We start from the raw sequence: 18,405 nt of genomic DNA, 5'->3' as shown, positions 1-18,405 counted from the left end.
GCGTCCCTTCGTGACCGGGTCAGGGTGCATTCTCGCGCAGGGTTCACGGCCGTGCCTCGGCCACCTCCTTCTCCTCCTCCCCCGGCCGGGGCGCCGGCTGCTTCCCGGGCAGGAAGAGCGCCACGACGACCGCGCCGACGAGTGCGACGCCCGCGCCCCACAGGGCGGTGACGTGCATCGCGTGCAGGAACGCGTCGTGGGCCGGGGTGAGCAGGGCCCTGCCCTGTGGGCCCAGCTTCGCCGCGACGCCGAGGGTGGCCTCGATGGACTCGCCCGCGGTGTGCCGGAGGGCCGGCGGCAGCGCGCCGAGCTTGTCCTCGATGCCCGTGCGGTACGCGGTGGACAGCACCGAGCCGAGGACGGCGATGCCGAGGGCGCCGCCGACCTGCCGGAAGGTGTTGCTGAGCGCGGAGGCCGAGCCGGCCTTCTCGCGGGGCAGGGCCTGCATGATGACGACGCTGACCGGCGTCATGATGTGCGCCATGCCGGTGCCCATGAGGAAGAAGATCACTTCCAGGATCCAGATGGGCGTGTCCGCGTCCAGGGTGGCGAAGGCGGCCAGCGTCGCGGCGATGACCAGCATTCCGGCGGTCGTGGTCGCCTTGTTGCCGAAGCGGTCGACCAGCAGCCGGGCCCGCGGCGCGAAGATCATCTGGGCGGCCGCCAGCGGCAGCATCAGCAGTCCGGTCTCCAGCGGCGAGTAGCCGCGCACGCTCTGCGTGTAGAAGACGGAGAAGAAGGTCACCCCCATCAGCGCGAAGAAGACCAGCGCGATGGCGCCGATGGCGGCCGAGAAGACCTTGTTCCTGAAGTACGTGACGTCGATGGAGGGGTGGCTGCTGCGCTTCTCGAACACGACGAAGGCGACGAGGACGGCGAGACCGGCGCCGATCGCCGACAGCACGATGGCGTCGGTGAAGTCGGCGAGCCGGCCGCCCTCGATGATGCCGTAGACGAGCAGCACCAGGCCGACGACCGACAGCACGACGCCGACGGGGTCGATGCGGCCGGGGGCGGGGTCGCGGGAGTCGGGCACCAGCCAGAGCATCAGGGCGAGGGCGAGCAGCACGATCGGCACGTTGATGAGGAAGACGGAGCCCCACCAGAAGTGGTCGAGCAGCACACCGCCGGTGATCGGGCCGATGGCGATGGCGAGGCCGACACCGCCGGCCCAGATGCCGATGGCCTTGGGCTGCTCGTCGCGCTCGAAGACGTTCATGAGGACGGCGAGGGTGGCCGGCATGACGAACGCGGCGCCCAGGCCCATCACGGCGCGGAAGGCGATGAGCTCGCCCGGCGAGCCGGAGAACGCGGCGCACGCGGAGCCGGCGCCGAACACGGCGAGACCGGCGAGCAGCACCTTCTTGCGGCCCAGCCGGTCCCCGAGGAGCCCGGCGGTGAACAGCAGGCCCGCGAAGACCAGGGTGTAGGCGTTGATGGCCCACTCCAGCTCGCTCTGCGTGGCTCCGATGCCGGTCGGGGCGGGGGTGGAGATCGTCTTGATGGCGACGTTGAGGATGGAGTTGTCGAGGACGACGATCAGCAGGCTCAGCATCAGCACGCCGAGGATCGCCCAGCGGCGCCGGTGCACCGCTTCCGGTATGCGGCGGCCGGTGGGGGCGGCGCCGTCGGCAGGAGTGGTCATGGCGAGGACCCTAGGCCCATTTCGATACGGGACCGTCTCGTATCGGAACTCTCTTACCGAGCCCTTACGCGGCGGCCACTTCCGGCCACCCGGCGGAACTCACAGGGGCTCCCCTAGCCCTGTCTGGCACGAGGTGCCACCATGGACGTGGTCCGGGGACGCCGTCAGGGCGCCTCGAGATGACGTGTGAGGAGCCGTGCAATGACGCAGCTTCCGGCTGCCCAGAACGCTCAGCAGAAGCCCTCCGACGGCGGCAAGGCGCTGTACGGGGGCAAGAGCACCCGCCGCATCACCGTGCGGGACATCGCCGCCGCCAAGGAGCGCGGCGAGAAGTGGCCCATGCTCACCGCGTACGACGCGATGACCGCGTCCGTCTTCGACGAGGCCGGGATCCCGGTCATGCTCGTCGGCGACTCGGCGGGCAACTGCCACCTGGGGTACGAGACGACCGTGCCCGTCACCCTCGACGAGATGACCATGCTGTCGGCGGCGGTCGTACGAGGCACCTCGCGCGCCCTGATCGTCGGCGACCTGCCCTTCGGCTCCTACCAGGAGGGTCCGGTGCAGGCGCTGCGCTCGGCGACCCGGCTGGTGAAGGAGGCGGGCGTGCAGGCCGTGAAGCTGGAGGGGGGCGAGCGGTCGCACGAGCAGATCCGGCTGCTCGTCGAGTCCGGCATCCCGGTCATGGCGCACATCGGGCTGACCCCGCAGTCCGTCAACGCGATGGGCTACCGCGTGCAGGGCCGCGGCGAGGAGGCGGCCCAGCAGTTGCTGCGGGACGCGAAGGCCGTGCAGGACGCGGGCGCGTTCGCGGTGGTGCTGGAGCTGGTGCCTGCGGAGCTCGCGGCCGAGGTGACGCGGGTGCTGCACATCCCGACCGTCGGGATCGGTGCCGGGCCCGAGACGGACGCGCAGGTCCTGGTGTGGACCGACATGCTCGGGCTGACCGGCGGGCGCGTGCCGAAGTTCGTGAAGCAGTACGCGAACCTGCGCGAGGTCATGGGGAACGCGGCGAAGGCGTTCGCCGAGGACGTGGTCGGCGGTACGTTCCCCTCGGAGGAGCACTCCGTCCACTGAGCCACCGCGGTACCGGGCAGCCCCGCCGATCGTCCCCCGTCGGCGGGGCTGTTCCCGTTTTTCCGGGCCGTTGTCGGCGGGATGTCGGTGCCGGCGGGCCGCTGTCAGCGGTCTGTCGGTGGTTTGTCGGCGCGCCCTGACACTGTCGTCCGCATGACGCGAATCGACACACGAACCGGCGGCGCCGCTGTCACCGTGCGGGGGCTGGTGAAGCACTACGGGGAGACCAAGGCACTGGACGGGGTCGACCTGGACGTGCGGGAGGGCACCGTGATGGGGGTGCTCGGGCCGAACGGGGCCGGGAAGACCACCCTGGTGCGGATCCTGTCCACCCTGCTGCGGCCCGACGCGGGACAGGCGACCGTGGCGGGGTACGACGTCGTACGGCAGCCGCGGAACCTGCGGCGGGTGATAGGGCTCACCGGGCAGTACGCCTCCGTCGACGAGAAGCTGCCCGGCTGGGAGAACCTGTACATGATCGGGCGGCTGCTCGACCTGCCCCGCAAGGAGGCACGCGCGCGTGCCGACGCGTTGCTGGAGCGGTTCTCGCTGACGGACGCCGCGAAGCGGCCCGCGAGCACCTACTCCGGCGGTATGCGGCGACGGCTCGACCTGGCCGCCTCGATGATCGGGCGGCCCTCCGTCCTCTTCCTCGACGAGCCGACCACCGGCCTCGACCCCCGCACCCGCAACGAGGTGTGGGACGAGGTGAAGGCCATGGTCGGGGACGGCGTGACCGTGCTGCTGACCACCCAGTACATGGAGGAGGCCGAGCAGCTCGCCTCCGAGCTGACCGTGGTGGACCGGGGCAAGGTCATCGCGAGCGGCGGCACCGAGGAGCTGAAGGCGAAGGTCGGCGGGCGGACCCTGCGCGTGCGTCCGGCCGACCCGGTGCAGCTGCGGCCCCTGGCGGCCGCGCTGGACGAGCTGGGGATCACGGGGCTCGCCACCACGACCGTGGACACCGAGCGCGGATCCCTGCTCGTCCCGGTCCTCAGCGACGAACAGCTGACCGCCGTGGTCGGCGCGATCACCGCGCGCGGCATCACCCTCGCCTCCATCACCACCGAACTGCCCAGCCTGGACGAGGTGTTCCTGTCCCTCACCGGCCACCGCGCCAGTGCCCCGCAGGACGCCTTGCCCACCGACACCCGCGAGGAGGTCGCCGTATGAGCGCGGCTGCCGTCACCCACGTCGAACCGGACGCCCGTATCCCGCTGCGCGGGCATCTGCGGCACACCGGGGCGCTCGTGCGCCGCAATCTGCTGTGGATCCGCCAGGACCCGGAGTCGATGTTCGACGCCGTGCTGTTCCCGGTCGTCTTCACGCTGCTGTTCGTGTACGTCTTCGGCGGCTCGATCGGGCAGGCGCTCGGCGGCGGGCAGGACGCGTACGTGCAGTACATCGTCCCCGGCCTGATGGCCATGATGGGCATGAACATGGCCCAGGGGGTGGGGACCGGCTTCAACCAGGACTTCAACACCGGCGTCATGGACCGCTTCCGGTCGCTGCCGATCGGCCGCGGTTCCGTACTGTTCGCGAAGATCGCGGTCGAGATGGTGCGGATGCTGATCGCGACCGTGATCCTGATGATCGTCGGTGTGCTGGTGGGCTTCGACATCACCGACTGGCCCGGGCTGTTCGCCGCCGTGGGACTGTCCGCGCTGTTCGGGTCCGCCCTGATGTGGATCTTCCTCACGCTCGGCGTGATCATGAAGAACGCGCAGTCCGTGCAGGCGATGGGCTTCCTGGTGCTGATGCCGCTGCAGTTCGGCTCGTCCATCTTCGCGCCGCCCCAGTCGATGCCGGGCTGGCTGCAGAACTTCACCGACTACAACCCGCTGTCCTCGCTGGCGGACGCCGCACGCGGGCTGATGGTGGGCGGCCCGGTCGCGCACGACCTGTGGATGACCGTGGCCTGGTCGGTGTCGATCACGGTCGTGATGGCGCCCGTCGCGATCCACAAGTTCCGCACCAAGAGCTGACGGACAGTCGGCTGGTGCGCGTCAGAGCAGGGCGACGGCCTCATCCAGACCGAGGCCGCCGCCCTGCGCGTACGCGGTCTCGTACGCCGTGTCGCCGAGCGCCGCCCGGGCCCGCCGCTCCGCCTGCTCACGGGTGGCGCGCTCCTGCGACTGGGCGACGTGGCCGGCGGGCAGCAGGGCGTCGAAGGCGCCCAGGCAGCGGGCCGCGTCCGCGGCGCGCCGCCCGCCGTCGAGGCCGGCCAGGGCCCAGGCGCCGGTGATCAGGTATCCCGAGCGCATATGGGGCGTGATGGCCGTGGCCAGCGGGTCGGCGGCCCGCTCCAGCGCCTTGCGGATCAGGCGCAGGCATTCCTCGTACCGTCCCTCCGCGGCGTCCAGCCAGGCCTCCGAGCCGAGGATGTACGCGTCGAAGACGATGAAGTGGGCGATCCGGAAGTCCTGGCGCAGCCGCCGCAGTTGCTCGCGCGCCTCGGCGGTGCGGCCGGTCAGGCCGAGCCGGCCGGCGAGGAAGAGGCGGGCGGCGGGCATGGCCTCGCTGTGCGTGTCCTGGCGTTGGGCGATCACCTCGCGCAGCAGTCGCTCGCCGCGTTCGCCCTCGCCGGCCTCCAGCAGGACACTGCCGAGCCGGGCGGTGAGGACGGCGGCCTGGGCGCGGGCACCGAGGTGTTCGGCGTGGGCGATGGCCGCCTCGTAGTCGGCGGCGGCCCGGGGGTAGTCGCCCTTGCGTTCGCGGGCCTCGGCGCGGGCGGAGAGCGCCTCGGCGGTGCCCCAGGCGTCACCGAGGCGCTGGTAGATCTCCAGCGACTCGTCGGCGTCCCGGGCGGCGTCGCCCGCCCAGTCGGTGCGGTTGGCGAGGAAGTTGGCCCGCATCTGGAGGGCGGAGGCCAGCTCCCAGGCGAAGCCGGGGGTCTCCCGGCAGGTGCGGATGCACGCGTCGATGATGACGCGCAGCCGGTCCATCTCGCCGGTGAGCATCACGGCGAAGAACCAGAGCAGGCCGGGCAGGCGGCAGTTCTGCGGCAGGCCGGGCTCGTAGGTCCGCGCGATGGCGCGCAGCTTCTGCTGGGACCGGGGGTTCTGCCAGGCCTCCAGCTCCGTGTCCATGCAGGCGAGGTGGGCCAGGTGGATCCCCCGCCGGGCCTCCCACAGGACCTCGCCGGTCATCGGCGGCGGTGCGTCGGTGCAGCGCTGCCAGACGGGGGCGGCGGGGCGGACGGGCTCGGTGAAGGGGTCGGGCCCGAGGGCCATGACCTCGCGGCACCAGTTGCGGGCGTCGATGCGCAGGTCCCGCATCTGCCAGTACCAGACGAGGGACAGCGCCAGGCACAGCGCCTCCTGCTCGTCGCGCAGGGCGACGGCGTGCCGCAGGGCGGTGCGCAGGTTCTCGTACTCCCGCTCCAGCCGGTGGATGGCGTCGAGTTGGCCGGGGCCGCGCAGCAACGGGTCGGTGGTGCGGGCGAGTTCACGGAAGTACGTCAGATGGGCGCGCTCGGCCTCGGCGCGCTGCCCGGACTCGTCCAGCCGCTCGGCGGCGTACTCGGCGACGGTCTCCAGCAGCCGGTAGCGCATCTCGCCGTCGGTCTGCTCACCGGGCGGTGCGGCCACGACCAGGGAGCGGTCGACGAGCGAGCCGAGCGCCTCCAGGGCGACCGGTCCGCACACCGCCTCGGCGGCGGGCAGGTCGCAGCCGCCCGCGAACACCGACAGCCTCCGCAGGACGTCCCGTTCGTCCTCGTCGAGCAGGTCCCAGGACCAGTCGACGACGGCCCTGAGGGTCTGCTGGCGGGGCAGGACGGTGCGGCTGCCGGAGGTGAGGAGGCGGAAGCGGTCGTCGAGCCGGTCGGCGATCTGGCGGGGGGTGAGCATCCGCAGCCGGGCGGCGGCGAGTTCGATGGCCAGGGGCAGGCCGTCCAGGCGGCGGCAGATCTCGGCGCACGCCCCGGGGTCGTCCTCGACCCGGAAGCCGGGCCGGGCGGCCGCGCCCCGGTCGGCGAGCAGGCGCAGCGCGACCGGCTCGGGCAGTGGCTCCACCGGGCGCAGCAACTCCCCCGGCACGCCGAGGGGTTCGCGGCTGGTGGCGAGGACGGTGAGGCCGGGGCAGCGGGCCAGCAGTTCCTCGGCGAGCCGGGCGGCGGCGTCGGCGACGTGCTCGCAGTTGTCGAGGATCAGCAGCATGCCGGGGCGGGAGCAGTGCTCGGCGAGCCGTTCGACGGGGTCGTCGAGCCGGTCGGCGACGGCGGCCCGGATGCCCTCGGCTCCGGCGCCGTACAGCACGGTCTCGCGGGCGCCTACGGCGGTGAGCACGGCCTCGGGGACGGCGGCGGGGTCGTCGACCGGGGCGAGTTCGGCCAGCCACACCCCGCCGGGCATGGCGTGCCGTACGGTCTCGGCGGCCTCCTGCGACAGGCGGGTCTTCCCGGCGCCGCCGGGGCCGAGCAGGGTGACCAGGCGGGCCGCCGCGAGATCCGTCCGGATGGTCTCGATGTCGGTCTCCCGGCCGATGAAGGAGGTGAGGCGGGCGCGGAGGTTGCCGGGGGCGGGGGCGGCCGGGGGCTGCGCGGGCGTCGCCGCCCGGGCCCCGTCGGCCGCCGGTGAGCCGCCGGGGCCCGGGGCGTTCAGCAACTCCCTGTGCAGCGCGCGCAGTTCGGGGCCCGGGTCGGTGCCCAGCCGGTCGGCGAGGAGGCGTCGTACGTCCTCGTAGGCGGCGAGGGCCTCGGCGGTGCGGCCCGCGTCGCGCAGGGCGCGCAGGCGCAGCGCCTGGAGGGGTTCGTCCAGGGGGTGGCTGTCGCACAGGGCGGTCAGCTCCGGCAGGGACTGCTCGGCCTGGCCGAGGGCGAGGGCGGCGGTGTGGCGGGCCCGCAGTACGTCCAGGCGGCGGGTGTCCCAGCGGGCCGCCTCGGCGGCGCGGTCGGGCAGGTCGGCGAGGGCCGGGCCGCGCCACAGGGCGAGGGCGTCGTCGAGGACCACGGCCGCCTTGGCGGGGTCGCCGTCGGCCAGGGCCCGCAGCCCCTCGCCGGCCAGCCGCTCGAACCGGTGCAGGTCGACGTCGTCGGGGGCGGCCGTGAGCCGGTACCCGCCCTCGGCGGAGGCGACCGCGTCCGCGCCGAGCGCCCGCCGCAACCGCCCGACCAGCGCCTGCAGCGCCCCCGGCGCGTCGGCGGGCGGATCGCCGTCCCACACCTCGTCGACGAGCAGCCCCGCGGGCACGGTGTGTCCCGCGCGCAGGGCGAGCACGGTCAGCAGCGCGCGCAGCCGCGCCCCGCCGACCGGGACGGCGGTGCCGTCGGTGCGGAGCGCCTGGGTGGTGCCGAGGATGCGGTAGCGCACGGGGTCCATTGTCTCCGGTGACATGGGGACGGTCACGACGGCCCGACGGGGCGACGACCGCTGTTGGGCGTGGGCGACGGCCGGCCGTCGGCACATCTGTCGGAGCAGACGGCCCGACCGGCGAACCCGACGCCACGGCCACCACCGGCGGGCGTGCGTGGCGGGCGGCCGTTGAGCGGTTTGCGAGGGGCGACGGCCGGGGCCGTGCGTCCGACGGCAACAGGGGCGTCGCCGTGTTCACCCATGCCGGCGCCTCGGTCGGTCCCGGTGCTTCGGTGGGGTCGCCGCCGTGCTCAGGCTCTCCAGCAGGGCCGCCAGTTCAGCCGCCGGCAGGCCCTCGGTCTCCGTGCCGGGCGCGGCACCCCGGTGGGGGATGCCCCGGGCCTCGCGGAGGGCGTGGGAGAGCCAGGAGTCCGTGCCCGGCACCTCCAGGGTCACCACCACCCCCGACTCCCTCCACTGCCGCCCCTGTTCCTCCGCGCCCTCGGCGAACCACTTCGGGCACCGCTCCACCAGCCGCAGCCGCCGCTCCCCCGCCACCGGCTCCCACGTGCGCGAGCCGGGCGAGGCCTGGGCGTAGGCCTGCTCAAGCACCTGTACGGCCCGCACCCGCCCGCCGGCCTCGGGCCACCGCGCGCCGTGCCGCTCGACGGACAGCAGCCCGACCGACCGGATCCGGTCCCCGGGCTTCGGCCGCCGGTCCTCCTCGTCGTCGGGATCCGCGGCCAGGGCGGCCGTGAGGCCGGTCTCCTCCCGCACCACCCGGACGCCGCCCACGTCCTCCACCGGCCCGCAGACCTTGCTGAGCTGGTCGTGCCAGCCGCCGCCGAACACCTGGTCCGCGTCCTCCAGGAGCAGGGGCCAGCTCACCTCGTCCCCCACCGAGAACGGCGTGCCGCAGCACTCCATCTGCCAGTCTTCGTAGATCACGTGCCAGAGCCCCATGCGCCCACCCTCCCCGGAACCGACCGCCCCGCGCGAGACGTTTTCCCCCTGCGCCCGGTACGGTCGGGCCGTCCCATCGCGTGTTCGAGAGTGCAGGGAGTCCCATGACCACCGCCACCAGCCGCCACAGCGAGCGGCGGATCAGTCCCGTCTTCGTCGGGATCCTGGCCGTGACGGCGGTCACGGGTTGGGCGACCTGGACCGGGTTCGCCGAGCAGCCCGGGGTCGCCGTGTTCCTGTTCGTGACGGCGGCGTGGATCGTCTCGCTGTGCCTGCACGAGTACGCGCACGCGCGCACGGCCCTGCACAGCGGCGACATCTCGGTCGGCGCCAAGGGCTACCTGACCCTGAATCCGCTGAAGTACACGCACGCGCTGCTCAGCATCGTGCTGCCGGTGATCTTCGTGATCATGGGCGGGATCGGCCTGCCCGGCGGCGCCGTGTTCATCGAGCACGGACGGATCCGGGGCCGCTGGAAGCACAGCCTGATCTCGGCGGCGGGCCCGCTGACGAACGTGCTGTTCGCGGTGGTCTGCACGGCCCCGTTCTGGCTGGACGCCCTGGACGGCGTGCCGAACGACTTCCGGTTCGCCCTCGCCTTCCTCGCCCTGCTGCAGGTGACGGCGGCGCTGCTGAACTTCCTGCCGGTGCCGGGCCTGGACGGCTACGGCGTGATCGAGCCGTGGCTGTCGTACAACATCCGGCGCCAGGTGGAGCCGTTCGCGCCGTTCGGTCTGCTGTTCGTGTTCGCGCTGCTGTGGCTGCCGGCCGTGAACGGCGTGTTCTTCGACGTGATCGACGCCATCCTGAAGTCGCTCGGCATCAGCGACTTCGAGACGTACTGCGGGCAGGCGCTGTACCGCTTCTGGCAGGGCAGCAACGAGTTCTGCTCGGTCAGCCCGTGACGGACTTCTGCTGCTTGGCGCGCTTGACGTAGTACCAGCACATGTTGGACGACAGGCCCGCCAGCAGCACCCACACGATTCCCAGGAAGCTGCCCCGGGTGAAGGACACGACGGCCGCGGCCACGGAGAGGACGCAGACGATCAGGGCGTAGAGGGCAAGGCGGGGCATCTCGGTCGACTCCTGTCGGGGGACACTGCGGGCACTGCTGTGCCGTCCAGTGTCCCCCATGGACGTCACCGGCTCACACGTCGGTGACGCGGAGCCCCGCGTGCGCCTTGTACCGGCGGTTCACGGAGATCAGGTTCGCCACCAGCGACTCCACCTGGTGGGCGTTGCGCAGCCGCCCGGCGAAGATGCCGCGCATGCCGGGGATGCGCCCGGCGAGGGCCTGGACGATCTCGACGTCGGCGCGGACCTCGCCGAGCACCATGACGTCGGTGTCGATCTCGTCGATCTCCGGGTCCTGGAGCAGGACGGCCGACAGGTGGTGGAAGGCGGCCGTGACCCGGGAGTCCGGCAGCAGGGCGGCGGCCTGCTCGGCGGCGCTGCCCTCCTCGGGCTTGAGGGCGTAGGCGCCCTTCTTGTCGAAGCCGAGCGGGTTGACGCAGTCGACGACGAGCTTGCCGGCCAGCTCCTCGCGCAGGGACTCCAGGGTCTTGCCGTGGCCGTCCCAGGGCACGGCGACGATCACGATGTCGCTGCGGCGCGCGGTCTCGGCGTTGTCGGCGCCCTCGACGCCGTGGCCGAGTTCCTCGGCGGCGGCCCGCGCGCGGTCGGCCGCCCGGGAGCCGATGATCACCTTCTGCCCGGCCTTGGCGAGCCGGTAGGCGAGGCCCTTGCCCTGGGGGCCGGTCCCGCCGAGCACCCCGACGACGAGTCCGGAGACGTCGGGCAGGTCCCAGGGGTCCTTGGCGGGGGCCTTCTGGGCGTGGTCGGTGGCAGCACTGTCGGTAGAGGTCATGGCCCCGACTCTACGACCGCGGCGCCGCCCCGATCGGCTCAGGTCAGCTCCGCGACGGGCACCCGCCGGAAGGTGATCGTCTCGTAGGCGCTGAAGTCGCCGGTCTCGTACAGCAGCCCCACGGTGTCCGGGTCGACGCGGACCAGGTCGGAGTAGGCGGCGGGCAGTCCGTCCACGGTGTGGGCCGGGCGCCAGGTGGTGCCGCCGTCGGTGGAGGCGCGGATCGTCATCAGGGCGCGGAAGCCGGGGTCGGCAGGGCCGGAGTAGAGCAGCACGTCGGGGTCGCGGAGCTGGAGGACGCTCGCCTGGCACACGGGTGCGGACAGGCCCGCCTGCGGACGGAAGGGTTTCACCAGGGTCTGCCCGCCGTCGGCGGAGTGGGCGTCGGCGCGGGTGCCGGGCGAGGGTGAGTCGTTGCGGGTGTTGAAGTAGACGCGGCCGTCGGGGAGTTCGGCGGCGGTGGTCTCGTTGGCGTTGATGTAGCCGTCGGTGTTGTCGTCGACGTAGCCGATGCGCCAGGTGGCGCCCTCGTCGTCGCTGAGCAGGCAGTGGCCGCCGTTGTACCTGCCCTCCGTGCCGTTGTCGGTGCCGGTGGGCGGCAGGGAGTGGTTGGCCGGGACGACGACCCGGCCGGTGCTCAGCTGGATCGCGTGCCCGGGGGTGGTGGCGTACCAGCGCCACTGGGGCTTCTTGGTCTCCTGGGTGATCTCCCGCGGCGCGGACCAGGTGAGGCCCTCGTCGTCGCTGTGCTGCACCCACACGCGGCGGCCGTCCGCGGCGGTCACCTTGCCGCGCCGGATGGCGTCCTCGGTGGCGAGGGCCGCGTTGCGCACGTGCACGAGGAGGACGCGGCCGGTGTGGAGGACGACCGGGGCGGGGTTGCCGGCGAGGGCGTCGCCGTTGCGGGCGGCGACCTGGAGCGGGCCCCAGGTGCGGCCGCCGTCCGTGGAGCGCTTCAGTACGACGTCGATGTTCCCGAAGTCGTCCCGGGAGCCGACCCGGCCCTCGCAGAAGGCGAGCAGCGTGCCGGTGCCGGTGGCGACGACGGCGGGGATACGGAAGCTGGCGTATCCCTCCCGGCCGGCGCGGAAGGGGACGCTGGTCTCGGTCATGAGGCGGGTTCCTCCGGTCGTTCGACGACGGAACGGGTGACCGGTCCGCCTACCCAGGCCGGGCGAATGCGCGGTGAACTCCACGTCACGAGTGACCGGCTCCGGGCAGGATGCGGTCGCATGGATGCGGTACGGGTCGCGCTGCTGCGGGAAGTGCTCGCCGGGACGGAGTGGCTGGGCGCCACGCGGCGGTTCGCCGGGGCGCTGCGGGGCTCGGTGGTGTCGCACGGGGGCGGTCTGCTGCTGGTCGGCACGCCGGAGTACGAGCCGTGGCACCTGGCGGCGCACCTGGTGGACGAGGCCGCCTGGTCGGGCATGCCGGAGCTGGCCCCCACGCTGGTACGGCATGACGCGCGCCCCTCGGACCCGGCGCATCTGGCGGTGGGGCTCGGCCGGCTGGAGGCGGCCCGGCGCGGCGAGACACTCCTGGTGGTGGCCCCCGAGCCCCCGTGCGCGCCCCTCCTGGAACGGGTGTCGGACGCCCGCCGGGCCGGGGCGACGGTCCTGGCCCTCGGCCCCGGCCGGGGCGAGCTGCCCGCGATGGCCCATGAGGCCCTGGCCGTCCCGGACGGCTCGGAGCTGGACCTGGACACGGTCCAGCACCTGGTCAGCGCGGCGGCCGGGGAGAACGCCCTCCCGGCCCCACCGCGGGGCCGACGCCGCTTCCGGGACCGGGTGTCGAGGCTGGCGGAACACCTGACAGCACCGCCACCGGCCCGCTGGTGACACGGGGGCGCACCCGGATCTGGCTCACCCGAACCTGGCTCACGCCCCGCCCTGGCACCCGCCCGGACCGCTACGGCCCGAACACGGCGAACACCCCGCCCCCGCCGGTCCCGGGCGCCCGGCCCGAACACCACGAACACCCGGCCCGCACCGCCCCCGGACACCCCGGGCGCCCCGGGCACCCCGGCCCGGACACGGCGAACGCCCGGGCCGTGTCGGCGCCGGGCGTCCGGGTGGGTCAGATCGCGTCAGTTCTCCTCGCGGCCGGCCGCCGGGGCGTCGTGCCACCTGGGGTCGTTCTCCCACTGGAGGTTGCGTTCGCGGGCGGTCTCCATCGCGTGCTCGGCCTCGGTGCGGCTCGCGTACGGGCCGAAGCGGTCCTTGCCCGGGCACTCCGGCCCCTCCTCGACCTTCTTGTGCTCCAGGCAGTAGTACCACTCGCCCGGCTTGCCGACCGTCCGCTTCTTGAACAGGGCCATGACCAGCTCCTCTCGCCACCGACATGTTCCCCCACGGCGGCTGGTTAGACTCGCTGGCATGTCTGGCCAGTCGCTGCTTGTCCCGGGGGAGCTGTCCCCCACCCGTTCCGTGCCCGGAAACATCCGTCGCCCCGAGTACGTCGGCAAGCCCGCGCCGACGCCGTACACCGGACCGGAGGTGCAGACGCCCGAGACGATCGAGGCGATGCGTGTCGCCGGCCGGATCGCGGCCCGGGCGATGGCGGAGGCCGCGAAGCTGATCGCCCCCGGGGTGACCACGGACGAGCTGGACAAGGTGGCGCACGAGTACATGTGCGACCACGGCGCCTACCCGTCGACGCTCGGTTACCGCGGCTTCCCCAAGTCGCTGTGCACCAGCGTCAACGAGGTGATCTGCCACGGCATCCCGGACTCCACGGTGCTGCGCGACGGCGACATCATCAACCTGGACGTGACGGCGTACATCGGCGGGGTGCACGGCGACAACAACGCCACGTACCTGGTGGGTGACGTCGACGAGGAGTCGCGCCTGCTGGTGGAGCGCACCCGGGAGTCCCTCAACCGGGCGATCAAGGCGGTCAAGCCGGGCCGGCAGATCAACATCATCGGCCGGGTCATCGAGTCGTACGCCAAGCGCTTCGGCTACGGGGTGGTCCGGGACTTCACCGGCCACGGCATCAACAGCTCGTTCCACTCGGGTCTGATCATCCCGCACTACGACAGCCCGCACGCGACGACCGTCATCCAGCCCGGCATGACGTTCACGATCGAGCCGATGCTGACGCTCGGGACGCACGAGTACGACATGTGGGACGACGGCTGGACGGTCGTGACGAAGGACCGGAAGCGGACGGCCCAGTTCGAGCACACGCTGGTGGTGACGGACACGGGCGCGGAGATCCTCACGCTGCCGTAACCCCGCCGCACCCCGGCCGACGGCCCGCTCTCCCCGGAGGGCGGGCCTTTCCCGTGCCCGCGGGGGTTTTACCGACAGTACGTCGGGAAAAGTGGCCCCATGGAATCCTTCTCGACCCTCATCCGGTCCGCTTCCCGCGAGCAGCACGAGGAGGTCAGGGCCTCGACCTTCCTGAGCGACCTGCTGGGGAACAAACTGGGGGTCGACGCGTTCGCGCGCTACACGGAGCAGCTGTGGTTCGTGTACGGGGCGCTGGAATCCGGCGCCGAGCAGCTCGCCGCGGACCCGGTGGCCGGGCCGTTCGTCCGCCCGGAGCTGTTCCGGACGGCCTCGCTGGAGCAGGACCTGGAGTACCTGCGCGGCCCGGGCTGGCGGTCGGGGATCAGCGCGCTGCCCGCGACGCTGGAGTACGCCGAGCGCGTCACCGAATGCGCCCGCAGCTGGCCGGCCGGCTACGTCGCCCACCACTACACGCGCTACCTCGGCGACCTCTCCGGCGGGCAGATCATCCGCGACACGGCCGAGAAGACGTGGGGCTTTCCGAGGAAGGGCGACGGCGTCCGCTTCTACGTCTTCGAGGAGATCCCCAACCCGGCCGCGTTCAAGCGGAGTTACTGGGAGCTGCTGGACGCGGTGCCGGGGGACGAGCTGGAGCGGCAGCGGGTCGTCGCCGAGTGCAAGCGGGCGTACGCGCTGAACAACGCGGTCTTCCAGGCGCTGGGCGAAGAGTTCCCGCTGTCGGCGTGAACGGGCCGGGGCCCCTCGCACGCGGCGAGAGGCCCCGGTACCGGCTCCGGAGAGCGTCGGACCGTCCTGCTCAGACGTCGAACACACCGTTGTGACAGACCGCGCCGCCCCACTCCATCTCGGCGGTCTCGGCCTCGAGCTCACCGAAGTACGGGCTGCACGCCACGTGGCGGCCGTCGCGGTGGTCCCGGCCGTCGTCGTCGTTGGCGGCGGCGGTGGCCGCGCCCGCGGCGGTCACGGCGACGGTCAGGGCGGCTACGGCCAGAGCGGATCGAATGCGCATGAGAATCCTCTCGCGGTGGTGCTTGGTCACGCCCAGAGGTCCCCGTTCGCCGCCGCGCACACACGCTGTTCCACCCGTACGGGCGCGCGCCGCCCGGGTCAGCGTTCGAGGTGCACCCGGCCGCCGACCTCGATCCAGCCGCCCGGCTGGGGCGCGGTGAGGATCTGGGAGCCCGCGCCCTGGGTGATGTTCAGGGCCCGGCCCAGCCGGTCGGTGAGCAGCAGGGCCGCGGCCCCGGTCGCCTCGTCCTCGTCGATGCCGTCGCCCCGGCCGGGGAAGGCCCGGGCGCGGATCCGCCCGGCGGGCTCGTCCTCCCACGCCCAGGCGTACACCCACTCCCCCGGCGGCGGCACGGCCAGGTCGTCGACCTCGGCGGCAGTGGCGTACCGGCGCAGGGTGCGCGGCGGCGCCCAGTCCGCCCGTGCCTCGATCCAGCAGAACTCCCCGTCCTGCCGGGCGCCCACCACTCCGGCGGGCGTGACCAGTTCGGGCACGTCGAGCAGCCACGCCGTCCCGACACAGGGGTGCCCGGCGAAGGGCAGTCGCAGGGTGGGCGTGTAGATGTCGATCACACCGCGCTCGGGGTCGTCGACGAAGACGGTCTCGCTGAACCCGAGCTTCGCCGCGAACTCCTGCCGGTCGCTCCGCCCGGGCAGCACCGAACCCTCGCGCACGACACCGAGTTCGTTGCCGTATCCGCCGTTCGGCCCGCAGAAGACGCGGAGCACGTCGTAGTCAGTCACGGGGGCATTCAAGCATCGCCCGGGTGGGTGGTCCTCCACCGCCGGGGACGCGCGGTCGCCGACCTTTGACCCTCCCTTGACCGCCGCATGGGGGCGATTTTGAGCCACTTAGGTAATCCTTATGTGCCTTAGGTGAGCCTCACCTTCCCTGTTTGGAGCCTTCATGCGACCCGTCAGACCAGCCTCCCTCGTGATAGCCGCCGCGGCGGCTCTGACCGCCGTCACCGGCTGCACCGAGAAGGGCGGCGCGGCCGACGGCGACCACGTGGTCAAGGTGACGGCCACGGACGACAAGTGCGAGGTGTCGAAGAAGGAGTTCCCCGCCGGGCACGTCGAACTGGCCGTGGAGAACAAGGGGTCCAAGGTCACCGAGGTCTACGTCCTCTTCCCCGACGACCGTGTGGTCACCGAGCGGGAGAACATAGGCCCCGGCACCGAGCAGCGCGTGACCGCCGAGGTGAAGGCCGGCGACTACCAGATCGCCTGCAAGCCCGGCATGAAGGGCGACGGCATCCGCCAGGCCGTCAAGGCCACCGGCGGCAAGGCGGTCGAGCGCGACCCGCGCCTGGACAAGGCCGTCGCCGGCTACCGCACCTACGTGCAGCGGCAGGCCGACGAGACGCTGCCGCTCGCCGAGACCTTCGCCAAGGCGGTCGAGGACGGCGACATCGAGGCGGCGAAGAAGGCCTACGCGCCCTCCCGTATCGGCTGGGAGCGCACCGAGCCGGTCGCCGAGTCCTTCGGCGACATCGACCCCAAGGTCGACGTCCGCGAGGACGGCCTGGAGGACGGCCAGGATCCGGCGACCGACTGGACCGGCTGGCACCGCCTGGAGAAGGCGCTCTGGCAGGACAAGAAGATCGGCGACCGCGAGAAGGAACTCGCCGGCCTGCTCGTCAATGACCTGAAGGACTGGCAGAAGCGGGTCGGCAAGGCCGAGATCACCCCCACCTCCATGGCCAACGGCGCCAAGGAACTCCTCGACGAGGTCGCCACCGGCAAGGTCACCGGCGAGGAGGAGCGCTACTCGCACACCGACCTCGTCGACTTCAAGGCCAACGTCGAGGGCGCGCGGCAGTCGTACGAGCTGCTGAAGCCGGTCGCCAAGGAGAACGACGCGGCCCTCGTCACCGAACTCGACGAGCAGTTCGCGGCCCTGGACAAGCTGCTGGACCGGTACCGCCCGAACAGCACGTCGTACGACTTCACCTCCTACGACAAGGTCGGCAAGGCGGACCGCAAGGAGCTGTCGGACGCGGTCAACGCCCTGGCGGAGCCGCTGTCGAAGCTCGCCGCGGCCGTGGTGAAGTAGCGATGGCGGACACCGACCCCTCCTCCCCCAGCCGCCGTTCGCTGCTCGGCTGGGGCGGCGCGGGCCTGGCGCTCGGCGCCGCCGCGGCGGCGGGCGGCGCGGTGGCGATGGCCCGCGACGGGGACGACCCCGGACCGGCCGGCGCGGCGATCGCCTTCCACGGCCCGCACCAGGCGGGCATCGCCACGCCGGTCCAGGACCGCCTGCACTTCGCCGCGTTCGACGTGACGACCGAGGACCGGGCGGCCTTCGTCCGGCTGCTGAAGGACTGGACGGACGCGGCCCGGCGGATGACGGCCGGACACCCGGTCGGCGAGGGCGCCTACGGCGGCCTGGCCGAGGCACCGCCCGACGACACCGGCGAGGCCCTCGGCCTGAAGCCCTCCCGGCTGACCCTGACGATCGGCTTCGGCCCGAGCCTGTTCGAGAAGTTCGGCCTCGCGGACCGCCGGCCGGAGGCACTGGTCGACCTGCCGAAGTTCGCGGGCGACAACCTGGACCGGGCGCGCAGCGGCGGCGACCTGTGCGTGCAGGCCTGCTCCGACGACCCGCAGGTGGCGGTCCACGCGATCCGCAACCTGGCCCGCATCGGCTTCGGCAAGGTCGTCATCCGCTGGTCGCAGCTCGGCTTCGGCAAGACCTCCTCGACGACGCCCGAGGCGCAGACGCCGCGCAACCTGATGGGCTTCAAGGACGGCACGCGCAACATCGCGGGCACGGAGACGGCCCGCCTGAAGAAGTTCGTGTGGGTGGACGAGAAGGACGGCCCGCCCTGGATGGCGGGCGGCTCCTACCTGGTCGCCCGGCGCATCCGCATGCACATCGAGACCTGGGACCGCACCTCGCTGCAGGAGCAGGAGGACATCTTCGGCCGGGACAAGGGCGAGGGCGCGCCGGTCGGCAGGGCGAAGGAGCGGGACGAGCCGTTCCTGAAGGCGATGAAGCCCGACGCGCACGTGCGGCTCGCGCACCCCGACGCCAACCAGGGGGCGACGATCCTGCGCCGCGGCTACTCCTTCACCGACGGCACGGACGGCCTCGGCCGCCTGGACGCGGGCCTGTTCTTCCTGGCCTACCAGCGGGACGTCCGCAAGGGGTTCATCCCGATCCAGCGCAACCTGGCGACGGACGCGCTCAACGAGTACATCCAGCACGTGGGTTCGGCGCTCTTCGCGATCCCGCCGGGCGTCCGCGACCAGGACGACTGGTGGGGCCGGACGCTGTTCTCCGAGGAGGCGTAG

18 protein-coding genes are annotated in these 18,405 nt (G+C 72.7%); 9 read left to right on the top strand and 9 right to left on the bottom strand.

Annotated features, from left to right (window positions below):
• Positions 1 to 43 precede the first annotated feature (43 nt).
• On the bottom strand, positions 44 to 1,645 hold the full coding sequence (locus tag ABZ386_RS03145) for an MFS transporter (RefSeq protein ID WP_356616222.1): 1,602 nt from the start codon (positions 1,643 to 1,645) through the stop codon (positions 44 to 46).
• Positions 1,646 to 1,846: 201 nt separating this feature from the next.
• On the opposite strand from ABZ386_RS03145, the gene panB reads away from it, so the two are divergent.
• The 3 genes from panB (at position 1,847) to ABZ386_RS03130 (ending at position 4,707) form a co-directional block, all read left to right on the top strand.
• A complete protein-coding gene (panB, locus tag ABZ386_RS03140) occupies positions 1,847 to 2,722 on the top strand; it encodes a 3-methyl-2-oxobutanoate hydroxymethyltransferase (RefSeq protein WP_351332287.1) in 876 nt (291 codons plus the stop codon).
• Positions 2,723 to 2,875: 153 nt separating this feature from the next.
• Positions 2,876 to 3,895, top strand: coding sequence for an ATP-binding cassette domain-containing protein (locus tag ABZ386_RS03135; protein ID WP_355723600.1), 1,020 nt, complete (start codon positions 2,876 to 2,878; stop codon positions 3,893 to 3,895).
• Positions 3,892 to 4,707: an ABC transporter permease gene (locus ABZ386_RS03130; RefSeq protein ID WP_351332291.1), complete on the top strand. Its 816-nt coding sequence runs from the start codon at positions 3,892 to 3,894 to the stop codon at positions 4,705 to 4,707. The genes ABZ386_RS03135 and ABZ386_RS03130 overlap by 4 nt, the downstream gene beginning before the upstream one ends.
• 21 nt (positions 4,708 to 4,728) lie before the next feature.
• Here ABZ386_RS03130 and ABZ386_RS03125 read toward each other — a convergent pair whose 3' ends face one another.
• Both ABZ386_RS03125 and ABZ386_RS03120 read right to left on the bottom strand, forming a co-directional pair.
• Entirely contained in the window at positions 4,729 to 8,043 is a 3,315-nt protein-coding gene (locus tag ABZ386_RS03125) for a BTAD domain-containing putative transcriptional regulator (RefSeq protein ID WP_358963675.1), read from the bottom strand.
• 228 nt (positions 8,044 to 8,271) lie between these two features.
• The gene (locus ABZ386_RS03120) at positions 8,272 to 8,979 is read right to left on the bottom strand and encodes a DUF6578 domain-containing protein (protein WP_358963379.1); all 708 of its coding nucleotides are present in this window, start codon (positions 8,977 to 8,979) and stop codon (positions 8,272 to 8,274) included.
• Positions 8,980 to 9,083: 104 nt separating this feature from the next.
• Between ABZ386_RS03120 and ABZ386_RS03115 the strand changes: the two genes are divergently transcribed.
• A complete protein-coding gene (locus ABZ386_RS03115) occupies positions 9,084 to 9,884 on the top strand; it encodes a site-2 protease family protein (protein WP_351332296.1) in 801 nt (266 codons plus the stop codon).
• Here the strand turns inward: ABZ386_RS03115 and ABZ386_RS03110 are convergent.
• From ABZ386_RS03110 to ABZ386_RS03100, 3 genes are read right to left on the bottom strand one after another with little or no spacing between them, the layout of a single operon-like run.
• Complete coding sequence (locus ABZ386_RS03110; RefSeq protein ID WP_351332299.1) at positions 9,874 to 10,113, bottom strand: hypothetical protein; 240 nt, start codon at positions 10,111 to 10,113, stop codon at positions 9,874 to 9,876. The two genes, ABZ386_RS03115 and ABZ386_RS03110, sit on opposite strands and share 11 nt — an antisense overlap.
• A 13-nt stretch (positions 10,114 to 10,126) precedes the next feature.
• Positions 10,127 to 10,846 carry an NADPH-dependent F420 reductase gene (gene npdG / locus ABZ386_RS03105; RefSeq protein WP_351332302.1) on the bottom strand — a complete coding sequence of 240 codons (720 nt, stop codon included), beginning with the start codon at positions 10,844 to 10,846 and terminating at the stop codon, positions 10,127 to 10,129.
• A gap of 38 nt (positions 10,847 to 10,884) precedes the next feature.
• Positions 10,885 to 11,958: a sialidase family protein gene (locus tag ABZ386_RS03100; protein WP_355728173.1), complete on the bottom strand. Its 1,074-nt coding sequence runs from the start codon at positions 11,956 to 11,958 to the stop codon at positions 10,885 to 10,887.
• Positions 11,959 to 12,078: 120 nt separating this feature from the next.
• On the opposite strand from ABZ386_RS03100, the gene ABZ386_RS03095 reads away from it, so the two are divergent.
• Positions 12,079 to 12,684, top strand: a complete 606-nt coding sequence (locus tag ABZ386_RS03095; RefSeq protein ID WP_114251797.1) for a hypothetical protein — start codon at positions 12,079 to 12,081, stop codon at positions 12,682 to 12,684.
• Between the two features lie 248 nt (positions 12,685 to 12,932).
• Here ABZ386_RS03095 and ABZ386_RS03090 read toward each other — a convergent pair whose 3' ends face one another.
• On the bottom strand, positions 12,933 to 13,163 hold the full coding sequence (locus ABZ386_RS03090; protein ID WP_114251799.1) for a hypothetical protein: 231 nt from the start codon (positions 13,161 to 13,163) through the stop codon (positions 12,933 to 12,935).
• A gap of 58 nt (positions 13,164 to 13,221) precedes the next feature.
• Here ABZ386_RS03090 and map point away from each other — a divergent pair, with 58 nt between their 5' ends.
• Together map and ABZ386_RS03080 are read left to right on the top strand one after the other, a co-directional pair.
• Positions 13,222 to 14,079 (top strand): type I methionyl aminopeptidase, encoded by an 858-nt coding sequence (map, locus tag ABZ386_RS03085; protein WP_031113909.1) that lies wholly within the window; start codon positions 13,222 to 13,224, stop codon positions 14,077 to 14,079.
• A gap of 99 nt (positions 14,080 to 14,178) precedes the next feature.
• A complete protein-coding gene (locus ABZ386_RS03080) occupies positions 14,179 to 14,826 on the top strand; it encodes a biliverdin-producing heme oxygenase (protein WP_351332310.1) in 648 nt (215 codons plus the stop codon).
• Between the two features lie 70 nt (positions 14,827 to 14,896).
• Here ABZ386_RS03080 and ABZ386_RS03075 read toward each other — a convergent pair whose 3' ends face one another.
• Positions 14,897 to 15,109: a hypothetical protein gene (locus tag ABZ386_RS03075; RefSeq protein ID WP_351332312.1), complete on the bottom strand. Its 213-nt coding sequence runs from the start codon at positions 15,107 to 15,109 to the stop codon at positions 14,897 to 14,899.
• Between the two features lie 98 nt (positions 15,110 to 15,207).
• The gene (locus ABZ386_RS03070) at positions 15,208 to 15,852 is read right to left on the bottom strand and encodes a PhzF family phenazine biosynthesis protein (RefSeq protein WP_351332315.1); all 645 of its coding nucleotides are present in this window, start codon (positions 15,850 to 15,852) and stop codon (positions 15,208 to 15,210) included.
• A 163-nt stretch (positions 15,853 to 16,015) separates the two neighbouring features.
• Between ABZ386_RS03070 and efeO the strand changes: the two genes are divergently transcribed.
• Together efeO and efeB are read left to right on the top strand one after the other, a co-directional pair.
• The gene (gene efeO, locus ABZ386_RS03065; protein ID WP_358963375.1) at positions 16,016 to 17,164 is read left to right on the top strand and encodes an iron uptake system protein EfeO; all 1,149 of its coding nucleotides are present in this window, start codon (positions 16,016 to 16,018) and stop codon (positions 17,162 to 17,164) included.
• 2 nt (positions 17,165 to 17,166) lie between these two features.
• Entirely contained in the window at positions 17,167 to 18,405 is a 1,239-nt protein-coding gene (gene efeB, locus ABZ386_RS03060; RefSeq protein WP_351332320.1) for an iron uptake transporter deferrochelatase/peroxidase subunit, read from the top strand.

Source organism: Streptomyces sp. NPDC006140 (assembly GCF_040628815.1).
Taxonomy (GTDB): domain Bacteria; phylum Actinomycetota; class Actinomycetes; order Streptomycetales; family Streptomycetaceae; genus Streptomyces.
This window is presented reverse-complemented; position numbering and strand designations above follow the sequence as displayed.

Coding starts and splice junctions, on each gene's coding strand:
- ABZ386_RS03135 (WP_355723600.1), top strand. CDS start 2,876: ATGACGCGAATCGACACACGAACCGGCGGCGCCGCTGTCACCGTGCGG.
- ABZ386_RS03120 (WP_358963379.1), bottom strand. CDS start 8,979: ATGGGGCTCTGGCACGTGATCTACGAAGACTGGCAGATGGAGTGCTGC.
- ABZ386_RS03095 (WP_114251797.1), top strand. CDS start 12,079: ATGGATGCGGTACGGGTCGCGCTGCTGCGGGAAGTGCTCGCCGGGACG.
- ABZ386_RS03115 (WP_351332296.1), top strand. CDS start 9,084: ATGACCACCGCCACCAGCCGCCACAGCGAGCGGCGGATCAGTCCCGTC.
- map (WP_031113909.1), top strand. CDS start 13,222: ATGTCTGGCCAGTCGCTGCTTGTCCCGGGGGAGCTGTCCCCCACCCGT.
- ABZ386_RS03075 (WP_351332312.1), bottom strand. CDS start 15,109: ATGCGCATTCGATCCGCTCTGGCCGTAGCCGCCCTGACCGTCGCCGTG.
- ABZ386_RS03125 (WP_358963675.1), bottom strand. CDS start 8,043: ATGGACCCCGTGCGCTACCGCATCCTCGGCACCACCCAGGCGCTCCGC.
- ABZ386_RS03145 (WP_356616222.1), bottom strand. CDS start 1,645: ATGACCACTCCTGCCGACGGCGCCGCCCCCACCGGCCGCCGCATACCG.
- ABZ386_RS03110 (WP_351332299.1), bottom strand. CDS start 10,113: ATGGGGGACACTGGACGGCACAGCAGTGCCCGCAGTGTCCCCCGACAG.
- ABZ386_RS03100 (WP_355728173.1), bottom strand. CDS start 11,958: ATGACCGAGACCAGCGTCCCCTTCCGCGCCGGCCGGGAGGGATACGCC.
- panB (WP_351332287.1), top strand. CDS start 1,847: ATGACGCAGCTTCCGGCTGCCCAGAACGCTCAGCAGAAGCCCTCCGAC.
- ABZ386_RS03090 (WP_114251799.1), bottom strand. CDS start 13,163: ATGGCCCTGTTCAAGAAGCGGACGGTCGGCAAGCCGGGCGAGTGGTAC.
- ABZ386_RS03080 (WP_351332310.1), top strand. CDS start 14,179: ATGGAATCCTTCTCGACCCTCATCCGGTCCGCTTCCCGCGAGCAGCAC.
- efeO (WP_358963375.1), top strand. CDS start 16,016: ATGCGACCCGTCAGACCAGCCTCCCTCGTGATAGCCGCCGCGGCGGCT.
- npdG (WP_351332302.1), bottom strand. CDS start 10,846: ATGACCTCTACCGACAGTGCTGCCACCGACCACGCCCAGAAGGCCCCC.
- ABZ386_RS03130 (WP_351332291.1), top strand. CDS start 3,892: ATGAGCGCGGCTGCCGTCACCCACGTCGAACCGGACGCCCGTATCCCG.
- efeB (WP_351332320.1), top strand. CDS start 17,167: ATGGCGGACACCGACCCCTCCTCCCCCAGCCGCCGTTCGCTGCTCGGC.